Raw genomic sequence first — 18,838 nt, 5'->3', positions numbered from 1 at the left:
TCTGTTTTTTAATTACTTATCCGGGTACCAAACTAGATGCGGATCGTGATGTCCACACCAGCCGGGAGATTGAGCTTCTTGAGCTCATCAATCGTGCGGGCGGTCGGATCGACGATGTCGAGCAGGCGCTTGTGGGTGCGGATTTCAAATTGTTCAGCCGACTTTTTGTTGACGTGAACGGAACGGTTCACGGAGAATTTCTCAATGCGGGTCGGCAACGGGATCGGGCCGTGAACTTTGGCTCCGGTGCGCTTGGCGGTTTCAACGATCTCCAGGGAGGAGCGGTCGATGGCGCGAGAGTCAAATGCGCGGAGTCGAATGCGGATTTTTGGACTTTGCATGGACGTGCGGTCTATTGGTTATACTTCAAAGGTTTGTTTATTTAGCCCTGTCGCTGACGATCTGGTCAACGAGGTTCTGAGGCACCTGTTCAAAGTGGGAGGGCTCCATGGAGTAGGAGGCGCGGCCACTGGAGAGGGTACGGATAGCGGTGGAGTAACCGAACATTTCGGACAAGGGGACCATGGCCTTCAGGATACAGGCGTTAGCCTTGTTTTCCATGTTGCTGATCTGGCCGCGGCGGCGGTTCAGGTCACCCATGATATCGCCCTGGTAGTCGGTCGGAGTAGAGGCTTCCACGGACATGATGGGTTCCAGCATGATGGGCTTGGCCTTCTTGAAGGCATCCTTCATGGCGAAGATGGCGGCCATCTTGAACGCGTTTTCGTTGGAGTCCACTTCGTGATAGGAACCGTCCACCACTTCAACGTGCACGTCTACCACCGGATAACCGGCGATGACGCCCGTGGTCATGGCTTCATTGAGGCCGGCGAAAACGGCGTTCATGTATTCCTTCGGAATGGCGCCGCCCACGATCTTGTTCTCAATGGTGAGGCCCTTGCCGCGTTCGTTCGGCTTCACGTCGATCACCACGTGGCCGTACTGGCCGCGGCCGCCGGACTGCTTGACCAGCTTGCCGTCGCCATGGGCGGGGGTGGTGATGGTTTCGCGGTAGGCGATCTGGGGCTTGCCGATGTCGGCTTCCACCTTGAATTCGCGCATCAGGCGGTCAATGATGATTTCCAGGTGAAGTTCGCCCATGCCGGAGATCAGGGTCTGGCCGGTTTCTTCATCCGTCTTCACGCGGAAGGTCGGGTCTTCTTCAGACAGACGGCCCAGAGCGTTGGACATTTTTTCCTGGTCAGCCTTGGTCTTGGGTTCCACGGCCATGGAAATAACGGTTTCCGGGAAGGTGGGGGGTTCCAGGCAGATGTCGTTGTCCGGGCTGGTGATGGTGTCGCCCGTGGTCACGTTGCGGAGCCCCACGATGGCGGCGATGTCACCGGAGTACACGGCGTCAACGTCCGTGTGCTGGTTAGCCTGGATCTGAATGATGCGGCCCACGCGTTCCGACTTGCGGGTGCGGGGATTGTATACCGTATCACCCTTCTTGAGGACACCGGAGTAAACGCGGATGAACACCAGCTTGCCGACGAACTTGTCAGCCCAGAGCTTGAATGCCAGCACCATGGGCTTGGCATCGTCCGTAGCGGTGATCTTGAAGGTTTCTTCCGCATCCAGCGTGCTTTCAGCGTGGGCGGGAACGGTTTCCACCGGAGAGGGGAGGTAATCCACCACGGCGTCAAGCAGGAACTGGACGCCCTTGTTTTTGAAAGCGGAACCGCCTGCAACGGGGATGAACTTGTTGGCGATGGTGGCGCGGCGGATAGCCTGCTTGAGTTCCTTGGCGGTGAAGGGTTCTTCCATGAGAACCTTTTCAGCCAGTTCATCGTCCACGTCAGCCACGCGGCTCACCAGGTCATGGTAGGCCAGTTCAGCTTCGTCCTTAAGTTCGGCGGGGATTTCTTCAATCGTGTAGGTGGAGCCCAGACGGTCGTTATCGGCATAGATGACAGCCTTCTGGTTCACCACGTCAATCTGGCCGCGAAGCTGGTCTTCAGAACCGATGGGGATCAGGATGGCGGCGGCGTTTGCACCCAGCTTGTTGTGGATGTCGTCCAGAACGTTGTTGAAGTTGGCGCCGGTGCGGTCCATCTTGTTCACAAAGCACATGCGGGGAACGCTGTACTTGGTGGCCTGGCGCCACACGGTTTCCGTCTGGGGCTGTACGCCGGCCACACCGCAGAATACCACGATGGCGCCGTCAAGCACACGGAGGGAACGTTCCACTTCAGCGGTGAAGTCAACGTGCCCGGGGGTGTCAATAATGTTCAGCTGGAAGTTTTCGCCTTCGAACACTTTGCTGATACCTTCATTCTGAAGCTGCTTCCAGTTGGTGGTAACGGCGGCAGAGGTGATGGTGATACCGCGTTCGCGTTCCTGCTCCATCCAGTCCGTGGTGGCGGAACCTTCGTGGGTTTCACCGATCTTGTGGATCATGCCGGTGTAGAAAAGAATACGCTCGGACAAAGTGGTTTTGCCGGCGTCAATGTGAGCGGAGATACCGATGTTGCGGTAGCGCTCAAGGGGAGCCTTGCGATTGGGATTGTTTACGTGATCGGACATAGTGTCTGGAAAGTATCTGTAATGATCGAAAGTGAGTGGTTCGGCTGACGCTCGCGGAAGGGATTACCAGCGGAAGTGGGCAAAGGCGCGGTTGGCCTGAGCCATCTTGTGAACGTCGTCGCGCTTGCGGACGGAGGAACCCTGGTTGTTGGCGGCTTCCTTGATTTCGTTGGCAAGAGCCTTGTGCATCGGCACGCCCTTGCGGTTGCGGGCGTAGTTCACGATCCAGCGCATGGCCAGGGATTCGGAACGGGCCGGGTCCACTTCAAGAGGCACCTGGTAGGTAGCGCCACCAACGCGGCGGCTCTTCACTTCCACACGGGGCTTGGCGTTCTCAATGGCGCGGGTGATCACTTCCAGGGGATCAATGCTGTCCGTGCCTTCATTAGCCATGTCGATGGCGGCATAGACGATGCGTTCCGCAAGGGAGCGCTTACCATCCAGCATAACCTTGCTGATCAGTTTGCCAACAAGAGCGCTGTCGTAACGGGGGTCACGACGTTCAATTTTTCTATAGACGCGTTTACGGCGGGCCATAATATATTATTAGGTAAGATGTTAAATTTACTTGGCAGAAGCCTTGGGACGCTTGGCGCCGTACTTGGAACGGCCCTGGCGGCGCTTGTCAACACCGAGGCAGTCAAGAGCGCCGCGGACGATATGGTAGCGAACACCCGGCAAGTCCTTCACACGACCGCCGCGCACAAGCACGATGGAGTGTTCCTGGAGGTTGTGACCTTCACCGCCAATGTAGGCGATCACTTCTTCACCATTGGTAAGACGGACTTTAGCCACTTTACGAAGAGCCGAGTTCGGCTTCTTGGGCGTACGGGTCATTACCTGGAGACAAACACCGCGGCGTTGCGGGCAGCTATGAAGAGCGCGTGACTTGGACTTCTCTTCCGGAGTAATACGTCCCTTGCGGACGAGCTGATTAATGGTCGGCATGTTTTCCTGCTTTGGTTGTGGTTCGTCGGTTTGATCCGATATTCAAGGCGAACATCCCTTTCAATAAGCAGGAAGCGCGCCTTTTTTCCGGAGGCAAACCCGATAGAAAACGTATTTCTTGCACCTTTCGGCGCGTTTGGGGACGGCCAATATAACGTGATTTTACACCATGACAAGTCTTTTATTCATCTTTTCCTAAATATTTCTTCCGTCTCATTTTCCCCTGCTCTTTCCGGAACATCATGACGGGCTTCCGATTCTTTTTTCAGCTTCCTTCCCACCCAGCGGACTTCCACATACTGGTAGATGAAATAAGCCAGGACGGATGAAATGCACAAGGCAATTCCCCAGAATAAAACCGGAAACTCTTCCTCCCGGAAGTCCACCTTCCAGACTTCCCTCATCATGCGGAACATTACGTCCATTCCCAGTTTCACCGGAATATGGAAAAGGAAAAGGGCATATGTCATCCCGGCTCCGATCCCCACCCATTTCAGCACGGGCCTGGACAGGGAAGGCAGGCGCACGCTCCACAGAGAGGCAATGCACAGGGCAAAAATTCCGGAAGACACCACATATCCCGGAAAGGAATAGTTCAGAGCCCCGATGCCCCTCCACCTGATCATGGAAGATGCCAGCAGCCATGACGCGCCCGCTCCAATCCAAAACCACCGCCATGAAATCTTCCACCGTTCCATGTTCCAGGACGCACACCACATCCCCAGCAGGAACTGCCACAGGCGGAACGTCACCTGGTAATACAGGCCGCCTGACTCATTCACGGCAAAAGGCCGCATTCCGCTCCGCACCAAGGCAAAAAGAACGCTTGCCGCCAGTACCCACATAAACAGCTTTTTCCCGTAACAACGGCGCAGCCATGGGAACAGAGCCAGAAATGCCACAATGCAGCCGATGAACCAGACGGAAGCATTCTCCATCATCTGCGCCAGCGCAAGCGTGGGAGCAATCACCAGCAGCTTGATTCCGGGCCATGCGGGAACCGGACGGCCTTCAAAAAAGAGAATGGCATTGCCAATGGCCCATGCCACGATCATCACAGGCAGCAAACGCCATGCCTTTTTCCGGTAATAATTTCCTATTCCCCCACCCTCCGCTCCGGAGGAACGAACGGCTAAAAAACCGCTCAGGACAAAAAAGCCGTCCACGGCCACGCTACCTCCGCAATCCTTGCACCCTCTGTAATGAAAGATGACCACCGTCAGGCACAGCAAGATTCTCAGCAGGTCCAACCCATAATTCCTGACAGGCAGCATGTCAGGAAGCTAACGGATAAGCAATCCGGGGTCAAGTTCCGATCCTGAGGGAAAAAGGCTTGTACAAATAAGCCCTCCCTTTCCAAAGAAAGAGAGAATATTCAGGAGGCGCCGCAGGCTTCTGTTCCCCTTCATGATTATACGTCTCACAGACGTCTCCTTTTTATATTTCTTCCCTGGCGCTCAGTTTTTTCCGCTGTCTCAGGAACCTGCCACACTCCTTCCGGCTTGCCGGACAGGAGAAGGATGTTCTCCTTTTCCATTCATAACCGGCAAAAACGGATTGCTTATCCGCACGCTTTTCCGAACACAGGCGGGCACAAAAAATCCGTTCCCGGCCATGCTTGCCGGAAACGGATTCCATTAAATAAAACTACGGGTGCCGTTATTTCTTCGGCGTCACCAGGGGATGTCCGGACATTTCCGCAGGCTGTTTCAGCCCCATCAGATTCAGCAGAGTGGGAGCTACGTCCGCAAGAATGCCGTTGGAGAGATTCACCTCATCCTTGTCCGCACCCACGTAAATCAGGTCCACCAGGTTGGTGGTGTGGGCCGTATTCGGGGAGCCGTCCTTATTGCGCATGTGTTCGGCATTGCCATGGTCAGCGGTAATGAGCAGCTTGCCGCCCAGTTCCAAAACCTTCTTCACGCACTTTTCCAGGGCGCTGTCCACCGCTTCGCAGGCGGCGATGCCAGCTTCCACATAGCCGGTATGGCCCACCATGTCCCCATTGGCAAAGTTCATGATCACCACATCATACTTGTCCACGGCGTCCACAAACTTGTCAGCCACTTCCTCCGCGCTCATCTGGGGCTTCAGATCGTAGGTGGCCACTTCACGGGGGGAGGGAACCATGATACGGTCTTCACCGGGAAACTGCGTTTCCACTCCTCCATTAAAGAAGAAGGTCACGTGGGCATACTTTTCCGTTTCCGCGATGCGGAGCTGGGTTTTTCCAGCTTCCGCCACGATCTGGCCGAAGATGTTGTCCAGCTGTTCCTGTTCAAAAACAATGGGGGAGGGATACTTGGCGTCATATTCCGTCAGCGTTACGTAGTGCACCCTGGGCGTCACTTCACGGTCAAAGCCGTCAAACTCCGGGTACAGGAACGCGTCGCTCATCTGGCGGGCGCGGTCCGCACGGAAATTGAAAAAGAACACCACGTCGTTGTCACGCACGCGCTGCTCGTCGGCGCAGGCAAAAATGCCGGGCTTCAGGAACTCGTCCGTCTCTCCCTTGGCATAGCACTGTTCCACATACTCGGCAGGAGAACAGGAGCACTGCTCACCGCGCCCCAGCACGATGGCGTCCCACGCCAGCTTGTTGCGGTCCCAGCGCTTATCGCGGTCCATCGCGTAAAAACGGCCGATGACCGTGATGATTTTCGCGCCATAAGGCTTGATAGCTTCTTCCAGTTCACGCATGAATCCGGCTCCGCTGGTGGGGGAGCAGTCACGGCCGTCCGTGATGGCATGGATGCAGATGTCGCGCACGCCAGCTTCATACGCGTATTTGACAATGCCTACCAAGTGGTTGATATGGCTGTGTACGCCGCCGTCGCTCACCAGGCCCAGCAGGTGCAGGCGGGAGGAAGCAGCCTGGGAAAAGGCTGTCTTCAGCACGGCGTTTTCACCCATGGAGCCATTCTTGATGGCGTTGTCCACCCGGCAGAGATCCTGGAAAACCACGCGGCCCGCGCCCAGATTCAGGTGACCCACTTCGGAATTGCCCATCTGGCCGTCCGGCAGGCCCACATCTTCCCCGGAGGCGCCCAGCAGGCTGTGGGGGTAGTTGGCAAGCAGGTAATCAGTAAAGGGTGTATCAGCCAGAACAGTGGCGTCACCGTACTCTTTCGCGACATCAGGGCCCAACGGATTGCGGCCCCAGCCGTCGCGAATCACAAGAACGACAGGCTTTTTAGAAGACATGCGCCTTATTTACAGGCATCCCCCCCTTTTGAAAAGCCTGAAATCAGGCATTCCTTCTCCGAGTCTGAAATAGCCTGAGGTTTGCCTCCCTTCCCCACGCGCACAACCACATACCTTCCCTTCATGACCGGATGCTCGGAATGGAACACCGCAAACTTCCATTCCAGGGAACTGGTTCCTACCGTTCCCAGGGTCAATTCTATGCTCAGCCAGTCCCCCAGTCCTGCGGAACTGGCGTAATCCACATCCACATGCACGCGGGGCCAGCCGCAATCCGGAGAAAGAACCTCCAGCCCCCGTGAACGCAGGTACTCATGCTCCACTTCCTCCACCAGGCACAGCAGCCGCGTGAAGTGGGCCACGCCGGAGGCGTCCGTATCATGAAAGGCCACCTGGCGCGTTCTGACAAAAGGGATGCGGGTAAGTTCTTCAGGCATGCCTCCATCCTGCCCCCTTCCCCGGAACCATGTCCAGCCGCAAATGCGTGACAATATGTCACATCAGCTTGATTTGTGACATTCCTCTCTTTATATATAGGGGCAAGCCCGGACGGAAACGGAACCGCCGCCATGAAAAAAGACACCATCGACAAGCTGATCGGCCGCATTGACCACATCAAGGAGGAGGACCTCCAGCGCTTCTTTGTAAAGCTGGCGGAACAGCAGGGCTTTTTCCAGCAGGTGTTTGAGGCCATCCAGGAAGGCCTGATCCTGCTGGACAGCCAGGGCAAGATACTTTTTGTCAACCAGGCGGCTCTCAAGCTTCTCGACAAGGAGCCGGGCCAGGTCACGCCGGAAGATTTCTGCATCTTCCTGGGCAGGGACTGCACGTGGGACACCATCCAGCAAAGCCAAACCGCCGTTTCCCGCGACGTGGAAATATTCTACCCGGAACACAAATTCCTGAACATCTTCATTTCCCCCATCGGCAGCAGGAACCAGGGCCACCTGATTTTAATACGGGATGAAACGCCACGGCAAAAGAAGAACGCGGAAAACATTGAGGCGGAACGCCTGAACGCCTTGACACTGCTGGCGGCGGGAGTAGCCCATGAAATAGGCAATCCCCTCAACTCCATCGGCCTTCATCTCCAGCTCCTGGCCCGGAAGGCAAAGAAACTGCCCCCGGAATACAGGACGGAGATGGAAGAACTGCTGAAAACGGCGGAGAGTGAAACCTCCCGGCTGGACGTGATCCTGAAACAGTTCCTCCAGGCCATCCGCCCCACCAAGCCCATCCGGGAGCCTCACAATATTGACGCCATCATCATGGACGTCCTGAAACTGCTGGAACCGGAAATCCTCCAGCGCGGCATCCAGATTAACACGGACCTCCAGCCCAGCCTTCCCCTGCTCAGCCTGGATCCCGTCCAGGTCCGGCAGGTCTTTTACAACCTGATCAAGAATGCCTACCAGTCCATCCCCCCGGAGGGAGGCACCATCCTGGTGAAAAGCGGTTACACGGATGACAGCGTCTTCGTCACCGTGGCGGACACCGGCTGCGGCATTTCCCCGGAAGTCATGGGCAGCATTTACGAACCTTTCCTGACGACCAAGTCCACCGGCTCCGGCCTGGGCCTGCTCATCGTGCGCCGCATCGTAAAGGAGCACGGCGGCTCCATCACCCTGGCCAGCCAGCCGGGCCAGGGAACCACCATCACGGTCTTTCTGCCGCGCGTGGAGCGCACCATCAGGCTTCTTCCCTCCTCCGTCCCGTCATGAAAATGCCCGTCCTGCTGATCGTAGATGATGAGAAACCCACGCGGGACGCCCTGCGCATGGGCTTTCAGGATGACTATGAAGTGTACACCGCCGCCAATCTCTCCCAGGCCGTCACCCTCCTGAAGGAGGAATCCCCAGACCTGGTCCTGACGGACCTGCGCCTGGGCGGTGAAAGCGGCATGGACGTGCTGAAAGCCGGAGCCTCCCTGCCCCAGCCTCCCAAAAGCATCATGATGACCGCTTACGGGTCCGTGGACGCCGCCGTGGCTGCCATGAAGCAGGGTGCATATGACTTCGTCACCAAGCCCCTGAACCTGGACGCCGTGGAGCTGGTGCTCAAGCGGGCGCTCCATACCCGGAACCTGGAAACGGCCAACCAGGAGCTCACCACCCGCATCCAGGCGGATTCCGGCCTTCAAAAACTGCTGGGCAGGTCCACCGCCATGGAGCATGTCTTTTCCGTCATCCGCCAGGTAGCTCCCAGCAGGACAACTGTCCTGATTGAAGGGGAGAGCGGCACGGGGAAGGAGCTGGTGGCCCAGGCCATCCACTCCCTTTCCGGCAGGCCGGAAAACAAATTCGTGGCCGTCAACTGCGCGGCCCTGTCCCCCCAGTTGCTGGAAAGCGAACTATTCGGCCATGAAAAAGGCTCCTTCACCGGAGCGGGACAGCGCCGCATCGGCCGCTTTGAACAGGCGGACGGGGGCACCATCTTCCTAGATGAAATAGGAGAGATAGACGCCGGAACACAGGTACGCCTGCTGAGGGTCCTGTCTGAACGGACCATTGAACGCGTAGGCTCCAACACCCCCATCCCGGTCAATGTCCGCATCATCGCCGCCACCAACAAATCACTGAAAAAACTCGTTCAGGAAGGCAAATTCCGGGAAGACCTCTACTTCCGCCTCAATGTGGTCCATATCCAGATGCCCCCCCTCCGGGACCGCCAGGAGGATGTGCTCCTGCTCGCCACTGCCTTTTTGAAAGAATTCGCCAGGGAAAACAACCGGGAATTCAAACCCCTTTCCCATGACGCCATGGAAGCCGTGCGGAACTACCCCTGGCCCGGAAACGTGCGGGAGCTCCGCACCGCCATGGAGCACGGCGTGGTCATGAGCAACTCCGGAAAAATAGAACTCACGCACCTTCCCCGCCACCTGCACGCGCCGCAGCGGACGGAGGCGCCTGACAGGACGGTGCGGGAACCCGTACCGGACAATGAAGCCAGCACACAGAATGGGCTTGTCCCGGCAGGGGTTTTGAATTTATCCTTGCTTGAGCGGAATGCCATCCAGCAAGCACTGGCCCAATCGAACGGCAACAGAACGGCGGCGGCCCACCTGCTGGGAATCAGCCGCCGCACTCTTCAACGCAAATTACAAGATACCCAACCTTCATGAACGCGCCTACCACGGCATCCCGCACTCCGTTTATCATCATTCTCATCCTGCTGCTGGCAATCACAGGGGTGCAGTATTTCTTCAACTTCAACGGACTCACCTCCAGCGCCGCCATGGACCAGGCCCAGATTGCCCGGAACGTAGCCAGGGGGCAGGGAATGTCCACCAACTGGCTGAGGCCCATCCAGATGGTATCCGGCAGCACCCGCTCCGGCCTCAATCCTTTTCTTTCAGACGCCCAGATCAACGAGCAGGCAGCCATCCTGGCCGGACAGGGGCAATCCCTCATCAACACGGAAAAATTCAACCCCTACGCCCTCCGGGACACGCGCAGCGCCCCCCTGAACATCCTGGTGGAAGCCGCAGTATTCAAAGTGGCGGGCGTCCACAAGTTCGACCTGTGGAAAATGACGGGCAGTTCCATGATTTACCTGCCGGACCGCATTGTGGCCGGCATCTCCTGCATGTTCTTCATCCTGTCCGTTCTCAGCTGTTATTACATCCTGCATAAAATGTTTGACGTCACCATCGCCAGCTTCACCTGCCTGACGATGATTCTCAGCAACCTTTTCCTGCAATACGCCACCAGCGGCCTTCCGCAAATGATGATGCTCTTCTTCTTTGCATGGGGCGTCCATTTCCTGTACTGCGCCCTGCAAAACCAGGAGGAAAACCGCAAATTCCTGATGCCGGTCATTTACAGCTCCCTCTGTTTCGCATGCGTCTGCCTGGCCGGCTGGATCGGCCTCTGGCCCATGGCCGGGTTCCTGATCTTTGTGGGCATACGCTTCAGGCCGCACGGCCTGTACTGCATTCCGGGCTTCGTGATCCTGCTCCTCCTGCTGGCCTATCCCCTTTACATCAACCGCTCCCTGAGCGGGAGCCTGTTTGGAACGGCTTACTACACCATCTTCACGGGACTGGTCGGCAATGAAGAAATCGCGATGAACTCCCTGGTCTCCGGAGACATCCCCATCGCCGCCCAGAAAGCCGTCACCGCCATCATCAACAACATTATGCTGCAGGGCGACCTGCTCTATGAAAACCTAGGGAACCTTCCCCTCGCCATGGTATTCCTGCTGGCCCTTCTTCATCAATTCAGAAGGCCGGGAGTCAACCAGGCCAAATGGGGCGTCTTCGCCCTGTGGGTTCCGTCCATCATCGGCATGGCCCTTTACACTACCAATAAATCGGGCATCTCTCTGGGACAGATTCAAATCCTTTTTGCCCCCTTCTTTACAGCTTACGGAACCGCCTTTGTCCTCAACCTGATCGCCAGGCACTCCAACAAGGAGGCGGCTCCCGTCATCCGCGGCTGTGTCCTGCTGGCTGCCCTGCTCCTTACCTCCCTGCCGCTTCTGCTCAGCCTTCCCCAAATAGTGAGGATGGGCATCCTGACGAGCAGCCGCGGCATTCCGGCATGGCCGCCCTACTACCCTCCCGGGCTCAACGTGGACCTCCGCACCCAGACCTCTGAAAAGGATTTCATCCTCACGGACCAGCCCGCGGCCGTCGGCTGGTATGCAGACAGGAAAGCTATCGGGTTCCCCAAAATGGTGGATCAATTCATGGTGCTGGAACGCATCCTGAAATTCCACGGCGGCAAGGTGGGAAGCATCCTGGTGACCCCGTCCTCCACGCTGGACAAGGATATCCGCACCGTAGCCTCCGCCTATGGAGAATTCGCCCCCCTGGTTCTGGAAGGCATGACGCTGGTCCAGACGAAGGACAGAAACCCCGTATACCTCTTTGATCACAGCCGCGCGCTCTTCCCCCTGGCAAAACGCTTCGGCACCCCGGATTCCCGCCAATTCCTCCAGGGCGCGGACATGATTCTTTACAAAGACCTTCAGGAAGCGGGTCCCACCCCTCAGCAATAACCCACCCATATGGCCAAACAACGGAAAAACGCTCCCGGATTTGAAGAATCCGTAGCACGCCTGGAAGAAATCATCCGCCTGACGGAAGCCCCCGTCACCGAGCTGGAAGACATGATAGCCCTGGTGGAAGAAGGCAACAAGCTCATCCACCACTGCCGCGGCATTCTTCATGACGCGGAGCTGCGCATCCAAACCCTCAGCAACCCGGAAACCGCCCAGGACGGAACGGATACTGATGAACCAGACAGCAATGAATTCTCCCTCACCTGAACTCCCGGAACTGCTGAAGGGCATCCGCAGCCATGCGGACCTGATGCAAATTCCCGAGGCGGAACTCCCCCGCCTTGCGGAAGAAATCCGGAACACCCTCATCCACTCCCTTTCCGTCACGGGAGGCCACCTGGGCCCTAACCTGGGCGTGGTGGAGCTGACCATTGCCCTTCACCGCGTTTTTGAAACGCCGCGGGATAAAATCATTTTTGACGTCTCCCACCAGGCCTACGTCCATAAAATGCTCACGGGGCGCGCCCCGCTGATCCACACCATCCGCCAGCACGAGGGGCTATCCGGCTTCGCCAAAATGTCGGAATCCCCCCATGACGCCTATGGAGCGGGCCACGCGGGCACCGCGCTCTCCGCCGCTCTGGGCATGTGCGCGGCCAGAGACCTGAAGGGGGAGGACTACCATGTGGTCACCGTGGCCGGGGATGCGGCGTTCACCTGCGGCACCACCCTGGAGGCTCTGAACAACATCAGCCAGACGACCAAGCGCTACATCGCCATTCTGAACGACAATGAATGGGCCATTGATAAAAACGTGGGTGCCCTGGCAAAATACTTCAACTCCCTCCAAACCTCGGAAACCTTCTCCTGGCTGCGGGACAAGACGGCCTCCTTCATTGAAAAGCTGGGCGGCACGCAGGCCAGGGACTTCGCCTTCAAGCTGGAAGGCACCACCAAGAACCTCATCTTCCCGTCCCTGCTCTTCAATAAATTCGGCCTGCGCTACTTCGGCCCCCTGGACGGGCACGACATCCCTACCCTCATCCGTACCCTTTCCTATATCAAGGACCTCAACGAACCCGTCATCCTGCACGTGGTCACCCAGAAAGGAAAGGGCTACCAGCCCGCGCTGGACAACCCCACCAAATTCCACGGCCTGGGCTCCTACTGCGTGCGGGACGGGGAAACGCAGGCAACCGCCACTCCCACCTTCTCCCACATCTTCGGCTCCACGCTGGTGGACATGGCGCGGGAGGATGACTCCATCACGGCCATCACGGCCGCCATGGCCAGCGGCACCAAGCTGGACCTGTTCAAGGAGGCTTTCCCCAAGCGCTACTTTGACGTGGGCATTGCGGAAGAACACGGCGCCCTCTTCGCCTGCGGGCTGGCGGCGGAAGGCATGAAACCCTACATCGCCATTTACTCCACCTTCATGCAGCGCTGCATTGACATGATCCAGCATGACGCCGCCCTGCAAAAACTGCCCGTGCGCTTCTGCATGGACCGCGCCGGACTCTCCCCGGACGACGGACCCACGCACCACGGCCTGTTTGACATCGCCATGATCCGCAGCATTCCGAACATCGTCTTCATGCAGCCCAAGGATGAAGCGGAATTCGTCCACATGCTCCGGACCATGAACCATTACCAGAACGGTCCCACCGTCATCCGCTATCCCCGGGGCTGCGGCTCCGGAGTCCCCCTCCCCGCCACGGTGGAAATCCTCCCCATCGGCAAGGCGGAAGTACTCCAGGCCGGAAAGGACGTCACCCTCATCTCCCTGGGCACCATGATCGGCATCGCCCGGGAAACGGCCAACCTGCTGGAAGCGCAGGGCTACACCGTCACCCTCATCAATGCCCGCTTCATCAAACCCCTGGATGACGAATGCATCCACCGGCACGCAGCCGGCAGCAGGGTGGTCTGCACCTTTGAAGACCACTCCATCAGCGGCGGGTTCAACTCCGCCGTGCTGGAATCCCTGGAAGCCGGAGGCATCGTCACGCCCGTAGAAGCCATCGCGTGGCCGGACCAGTTCATCGAACACGGCTCGGAACCCATTCTCAGAAAAAAATATGGACTCACGGCGGAAGCCGCGTTACAAAAAATCATTCCCCACCTGAACTCCTGATCCATCCATGAGAGCGCATACTTTCCTACTGGCAGCCCTGGTGCTCGCCCTTCTCCCCGCCTCCGCGCAGCAGCCTGCCCCGGCAACTCCGGCCCCCGCGTGGATACAGGAATTCAACAGCCTGCCGGAGGCATCCAGAAAAAGCTACATTGACCAATTCCGCCGGGCGGAACAGCTCTTTGCCCAGAAAAGGACCATGGAATGCCTCTTCTCCCTGACGGAACTGGAAAAAATTTACGCTGGAAACCCGGGCTTATACAACCTCCGCGGCGCATGCTACATTGAAATCCGCAACGTTGAAAAGGCCCTGGAAAACTTTGAAAAGGCCCTGAAACTGGACCCCTCCAACCTCACCATCCGGTTCAATCTGGCGGAAGCCCGCTACGTCAGCCATGACTATGCCAGGGCGATGAAAGCATTCACGGAACTTCTCCCCGCCTTCAAGGACAACCCCGGCATGACCTCCCTGCTGCAATTCAAGCGCTACATCTGCGCCCGCAAGCTGGACGACCAGGCCGTAGCCAAGGAACTGGAATCCCTGTACGGCCCGATGGACGACACCCCATACTACTACTGCACCCAGGCCATCATCAAATTCCTGGGCGGGGACACGGACGGTGCCCAGGAACAGCTCCTTTCCGCCATCCGCATTCATGGGGGCACCAGCTCCATGCAGGCCTTTACGGACGCCATGACGGAAGCGGGCATCCTGCCCTCCCCCTACGGCCAGACCGTCCCGACCGGGCAGCCGGAAAAAACAGGGCTGGAAAAAAACCATTGATGAATGCGGAAGCGACGGTTCTGAAGCTCTATCCCCTGGGGGAAAACGGCCTGATCGTCGTCTGGTGCACGGAGGAAGGCATCATCCGTACGGCGGCCAAAAGCGCCAGAAAGCCAAACAGCCCTTTTGCCGGACGCGTGGACCTCTTTTACCAGTGCCGCATGCAGTGGACGCAGGCAAAAACCGGGGATCTGCATTCCCTCGCCTCCGTGGACCTGGTATCCCCCCGGCTCTCCCTCCGGGAGAGCTACCCCCGGCTTGCCGCCGCCGGCTACTTTGCGCGCCTGTTCCTTCAAATGCTGGAACCGGACACGCCCATTCCGGAATTTTACGACCTCCTGCAACGGGCTTATGCCTACCTGGAAAACACGGACCCCTCTCCCCGCGCCATCCTGCACTTTGAACAGGAGCTCGCCCGGCTCCACGGCATCGCCCATCCCGGCATTCCGGCCCACGTCATCCTGAAATCCCACTTCGGCAAACTGCCCCCGCAGCGGGAAAAACTGCTCGCCAGCCTGGATCAAAAAGAAAGCTGACCAAAATGCCGCGCCCTCCCGCACCGGCAGCAGATGCGGATTGTTCCGTGCACATGGTTGACTTGTCCCCGGCCTTCGGGCAAAATAACCTGCACGGTTTTACTGCATGAAGATCCTTGACAGATACATTGCCCGCCAGCTGCTGGGTGTTACAGCCCTGGGGGTGATGTCCCTGAGCGCCCTCCTGCTTCTGGGCAACCTGTTCAAGGAACTGCGCCCCCTGCTGGTGGAAAGCGGCGCTCCCTTCAGCATCGTCATGGAATTCATTTTCCAGGTGATTCCCTTCTCGCTGATGTTCTCCATCCCGTGGGGATTCCTGACAGCGGTGCTGCTGGTGTACGGTCGCCTGGCCTCGGACAATGAACTCACCTCCATGCGCATGTCCGGCATGAGCCTGTGGCGTTTGAGCGCCCCCGCCATCGCCATCGGCATCGCCCTTTCCGGCCTCTGCTACTGGATCAACATCGATATAGCTCCGCGCGCCAAGCAGGCCATTTCCGAGCTGCTCATCAAGGCAGCCTCCATCAACCCCAAGGGGCTTCTCCGGGAAGGACAGGCCATCACCAAATTTGACAATCTGGAAATCTACATTGACAAGCGTGTGGATGACGTCATCCACGGCATGCACATTTACCAGAAGGCGGACGGCAAATCCTCCGCCGTAGCCATGCACGCGGAACGCGTCACCACGGACTTCTCCCCGGAGAACAAAACCCTCTACCTGCACCTCATCAATCCCCTCATCACCACGCAGGAAAAGGACTCCATTTCCCAAAGCGTGACCATGGATGAAATGCCCCTGAGCATCAACCTGGACAAGTCCCGCTCCCGCCGCATCAAGGCCAACCGCTTCACCAACCAGGAAATACGGGAAGCCCTCAATACGCCCGGCTACCTGGATGAAAAACAGGCCAGGGAATTTGCCACGGAACTGCCCCGGCGCGCCTCCTTCTCCCTGGCATGTTTCGTCTTCGCCCTCATCGGCGTGCCCCTCGCCATCAACACGCGCAGGAAAGACACCTCCACGGGCTTCGCCCTAGGCATCCTGATCGCCTCCCTCTACTTTGTGGCCCTGATCTTCGCGGACCTGTCCCGCAAAAGCGGCACCATGCTGCCCTATATCCTCCTGTGGCTACCCAACGTCATCACGGCAGCCGCGGCCCTCTACCTTCACAATAGGGCCAGGCACAAGGGATAAGCCCCCGGCGCAAGCGCCCTCCGTTGGCGCGGAATTATCTTTCACACGCCGGGCCGTTCGGGTAACATGGCGCCCATGCAGCACGTCCCCACCATCGCCATCGTAGGCAGGCCCAATGTCGGGAAATCCGCCATCTTCAACAGAATGGCCGGCAGGCGTATCGCCATCGTGCATGATGAACCCGGCGTCACCCGCGACCGGATATCCGCCCCCTGTAAAATCACGGACCGCGCCTGCAAACTCATGGATACCGGCGGCATCGGCGCGCGCCTGAGCGACGGCTTTGCGGACCAGGTGGCCGCGGAAGCGGACATAGCCATGAAAACGGCGGACCTCATCCTTTTTGTCCTGGACTGCCGGGACCACCTCACCCCCATTGACCAGAGCATCGCGGACCACCTCCGCAAATCGGACGTTCCGGTCATCCTTCTTCTCAACAAGGCGGACCATGAAAAACAGGACCTGAACCTGGGTGAATTCTCCGGCCTGGGCTTCAATGACCACATCTTCCTCTCCGCCGCGCACGGCAGGGGATTTTCAGAACTGGCCTCCCGGCTGGATGACTTCCTTGAAAAAGCAGGCGCCCCCCTTAAGGAGGAAATGGAGGAAGAACCGGAAGACGGGGAGGAAACCACGGTACCCATCAAGGTGGCCGTGGTGGGACGCCCCAACGCCGGCAAATCCTCCCTGGTAAACGCCATCCTCCAGGACAGGCGCACCATCGTCTCCGAGGTAGCGGGCACCACCCGTGACGCCATTGACGTTCCCTACCTGCACGACGGCCAGCCGTACGTGCTGATTGACACCGCCGGCATGCGTCCGCGCTCCCGCCGGGACACCTCCGTGGAGGTTTTCTCCGCCATGCGCAGTGAAAAAGCCATCCGCCGGGCGGATATCTGCCTGCTGGTCATTGACATTGCGGCTGGCATCACGCAGCAGGACCGCCGCATCGCCGGCATCATTGCGGAGGAAGGGAAACCCTGCATCATCGTTGTAAATAAATTTGACCTCTTCCACCCGAACGCCCCCCGGAAGGACCGCATGGCGGAAGTGGAGGAACAAGTGCGCCGGGAACTCTTCTTCATCAATTATGCGCCCTTCATCGCCACCTCCGCCAAAAAGGCGGAAGGCGTGGAAATCATCTTCAAGGTCATCACGCGCATCCGCCGGGAATCCCGCAACCTGCCCACCACCGGCCAGCTCAACCGCCTGATCCAGCTCGCCCAGCAGATGAACCCTCCCGGTACAGCCAGCGGCTCCACCCGCAGACTGAAAATCTACTACGTCACCACGGCGGTAGACCCCAAGTACAACACCATTCCCGTCCCGCGCTACGTCCTCTTCGTCAATGACAAGAACCTGCTCACGGACAGCTATTCCCAGTACCTGCGCAATAAAATCCGGGAAGCGTACCCGGCCCCCGGCATCCCGGTCATCTTCTCCGCCCGCTCACGCGTGCGTAATGACTGACCACTTCCCTTCTCCCCATGCTCTCCGTCAGGAACCTCAGCGCCTCCTTCCACACCAGGGCGGGAATCGTCCGGGCGGTGAGAAACGTATCCTTTGACGTAGCTCCTGGGGAAACGCTCGGCATCGTGGGTGAATCCGGGTCCGGAAAATCCGTCACCTGCTACTCCATGATGGGGCTCATCCCCACGCCCCCGGGCCGCATTGAAAGCGGCTCCGCCCTGCTGGACGGCACAGACCTGCTCCATTGCCCGGAAAAGACGCTCCGCTCTATCCGCGGCAAGCGCATCTCCATGATCTTCCAGGATCCCATGACCTCCCTGAATCCTTACCTGACCATCGGGGACCAGGTGGCGGAACCCCTCATCATCCATGAGGGGATCGGCAGGAGGGAGGCGCGCACCCGCGCACTGGAACAGCTTGCCCTGGTGGGCATCCCGGATGCGGAACAGCGCATGGACGCCTACCCTCATCAATTCTCCGGCGGCATGCGCCAGCGCGTCATGATCGCCATGGCCCTCATCACCCGGCCTGAAATCCTCATTGCGGACGAGCCCACCACCGCCCTGGACGTCACCGTGCAGAAACAGGTGCTGGACCTCATCCGGAAACTTCAGCAGGACATGGGCACCTCCGTCATCCTCATCACGCATGACCTCGGCGTGGTGCGCCAATATGCGGACCGTATCAACGTCATGTACGCGGGCCGCATTGTGGAAAGTGCCCCGGCGCGGGAACTGCTGGAACATCCCCGGCACGCCTACACCCGGGCGCTGATGAAATCCATTCCCGGCCTTCACGCGAAGGGTTCCCCCCTGTACACGATCCCGGGGCTGCCCCCCAACATGATGCAGGAGCCCTGCGGATGCAGTTTCCGCCCCAGAAACACCCTCGGAAACGCGGAACTCTGCCTCACGGACCGGGAGCCGGAGCTGGTGGAGCTATCCCCGGAACACTGGGTACAAAACTGTCCGGGATGCCTGGCCGGAAATCATTGAAATCCTGGGAGAACAACAGGGTTAATGGGGATCATAGGAAAC

17 protein-coding genes are annotated in these 18,838 nt (G+C 58.4%); 10 read left to right on the top strand and 7 right to left on the bottom strand.

Annotated elements, in window-relative coordinates; genetic code table 11:
• Window positions 1-32: 32 nt before the first annotated feature.
• The 7 genes from rpsJ to CXU21_RS07495 form a co-directional block, all read right to left on the bottom strand.
• Window positions 33-341 carry a 30S ribosomal protein S10 gene (gene rpsJ, locus CXU21_RS07530; RefSeq protein WP_102712292.1) on the bottom strand — a complete coding sequence of 103 codons (309 nt, stop codon included), beginning with the start codon at window positions 339-341 and terminating at the stop codon, window positions 33-35.
• A gap of 37 nt (window positions 342-378) precedes the next feature.
• A complete protein-coding gene (fusA, locus tag CXU21_RS07525; protein WP_102712290.1) occupies window positions 379-2,526 on the bottom strand; it encodes an elongation factor G in 2,148 nt (715 codons plus the stop codon).
• A gap of 63 nt (window positions 2,527-2,589) precedes the next feature.
• Window positions 2,590-3,063, bottom strand: coding sequence for a 30S ribosomal protein S7 (rpsG, locus tag CXU21_RS07520; RefSeq protein WP_012419364.1), 474 nt, complete (start codon window positions 3,061-3,063; stop codon window positions 2,590-2,592).
• A 27-nt stretch (window positions 3,064-3,090) separates the two neighbouring features.
• Window positions 3,091-3,474 (bottom strand): 30S ribosomal protein S12, encoded by a 384-nt coding sequence (gene rpsL, locus CXU21_RS07515; protein WP_102712288.1) that lies wholly within the window; start codon window positions 3,472-3,474, stop codon window positions 3,091-3,093.
• 185 nt (window positions 3,475-3,659) lie between these two features.
• The gene (locus tag CXU21_RS07510) at window positions 3,660-4,748 is read right to left on the bottom strand and encodes an acyltransferase family protein (protein WP_102725627.1); all 1,089 of its coding nucleotides are present in this window, start codon (window positions 4,746-4,748) and stop codon (window positions 3,660-3,662) included.
• Window positions 4,749-5,133: 385 nt separating this feature from the next.
• On the bottom strand, window positions 5,134-6,678 hold the full coding sequence (gene gpmI, locus CXU21_RS07500; protein WP_102725625.1) for a 2,3-bisphosphoglycerate-independent phosphoglycerate mutase: 1,545 nt from the start codon (window positions 6,676-6,678) through the stop codon (window positions 5,134-5,136).
• Window positions 6,679-6,683: 5 nt separating this feature from the next.
• On the bottom strand, window positions 6,684-7,115 hold the full coding sequence (locus tag CXU21_RS07495; protein WP_102712282.1) for an acyl-CoA thioesterase: 432 nt from the start codon (window positions 7,113-7,115) through the stop codon (window positions 6,684-6,686).
• Window positions 7,116-7,247: 132 nt separating this feature from the next.
• Here CXU21_RS07495 and CXU21_RS07490 point away from each other — a divergent pair, with 132 nt between their 5' ends.
• The 10 genes from CXU21_RS07490 (at window position 7,248) to CXU21_RS07445 (ending at window position 18,796) form a co-directional block, all read left to right on the top strand.
• The gene (locus tag CXU21_RS07490) at window positions 7,248-8,399 is read left to right on the top strand and encodes a sensor histidine kinase (protein WP_102725624.1); all 1,152 of its coding nucleotides are present in this window, start codon (window positions 7,248-7,250) and stop codon (window positions 8,397-8,399) included.
• Complete coding sequence (locus CXU21_RS07485) at window positions 8,396-9,799, top strand: sigma-54-dependent transcriptional regulator (protein WP_102725623.1); 1,404 nt, start codon at window positions 8,396-8,398, stop codon at window positions 9,797-9,799. Before CXU21_RS07490 ends, CXU21_RS07485 begins: the two co-directional genes overlap by 4 nt.
• Complete coding sequence (locus CXU21_RS07480; RefSeq protein WP_102725622.1) at window positions 9,796-11,679, top strand: hypothetical protein; 1,884 nt, start codon at window positions 9,796-9,798, stop codon at window positions 11,677-11,679. Before CXU21_RS07485 ends, CXU21_RS07480 begins: the two co-directional genes overlap by 4 nt.
• A gap of 9 nt (window positions 11,680-11,688) precedes the next feature.
• Window positions 11,689-11,949 (top strand): exodeoxyribonuclease VII small subunit, encoded by a 261-nt coding sequence (gene xseB, locus CXU21_RS07475; RefSeq protein WP_102725621.1) that lies wholly within the window; start codon window positions 11,689-11,691, stop codon window positions 11,947-11,949.
• On the top strand, window positions 11,930-13,816 hold the full coding sequence (gene dxs / locus CXU21_RS07470; protein WP_102725620.1) for a 1-deoxy-D-xylulose-5-phosphate synthase: 1,887 nt from the start codon (window positions 11,930-11,932) through the stop codon (window positions 13,814-13,816). The genes xseB and dxs overlap by 20 nt, the downstream gene beginning before the upstream one ends.
• Window positions 13,817-13,823: 7 nt before the next feature.
• Entirely contained in the window at window positions 13,824-14,597 is a 774-nt protein-coding gene (locus CXU21_RS07465) for a tetratricopeptide repeat protein (RefSeq protein ID WP_102725619.1), read from the top strand.
• Complete coding sequence (gene recO, locus CXU21_RS07460) at window positions 14,597-15,133, top strand: DNA repair protein RecO (RefSeq protein ID WP_102712268.1); 537 nt, start codon at window positions 14,597-14,599, stop codon at window positions 15,131-15,133. The genes CXU21_RS07465 and recO overlap by 1 nt, the downstream gene beginning before the upstream one ends.
• Before the next feature lie 106 nt (window positions 15,134-15,239).
• Window positions 15,240-16,331, top strand: coding sequence for an LptF/LptG family permease (locus CXU21_RS07455; RefSeq protein WP_102712266.1), 1,092 nt, complete (start codon window positions 15,240-15,242; stop codon window positions 16,329-16,331).
• 75 nt (window positions 16,332-16,406) lie between these two features.
• The gene (gene der, locus CXU21_RS07450; protein WP_102712365.1) at window positions 16,407-17,801 is read left to right on the top strand and encodes a ribosome biogenesis GTPase Der; all 1,395 of its coding nucleotides are present in this window, start codon (window positions 16,407-16,409) and stop codon (window positions 17,799-17,801) included.
• A 17-nt stretch (window positions 17,802-17,818) separates the two neighbouring features.
• Complete coding sequence (locus tag CXU21_RS07445; protein ID WP_102725618.1) at window positions 17,819-18,796, top strand: ABC transporter ATP-binding protein; 978 nt, start codon at window positions 17,819-17,821, stop codon at window positions 18,794-18,796.
• Window positions 18,797-18,838 lie beyond the last annotated feature (42 nt).

The sequence above is a fragment of the Akkermansia muciniphila genome, assembly GCF_002884975.1.
Classification (GTDB): Bacteria; Verrucomicrobiota; Verrucomicrobiia; order Verrucomicrobiales; family Akkermansiaceae; genus Akkermansia; species Akkermansia muciniphila_C.
Note: the sequence above shows the minus strand (reverse complement) of the source record. Positions and strands in the feature narration are given on the sequence as shown.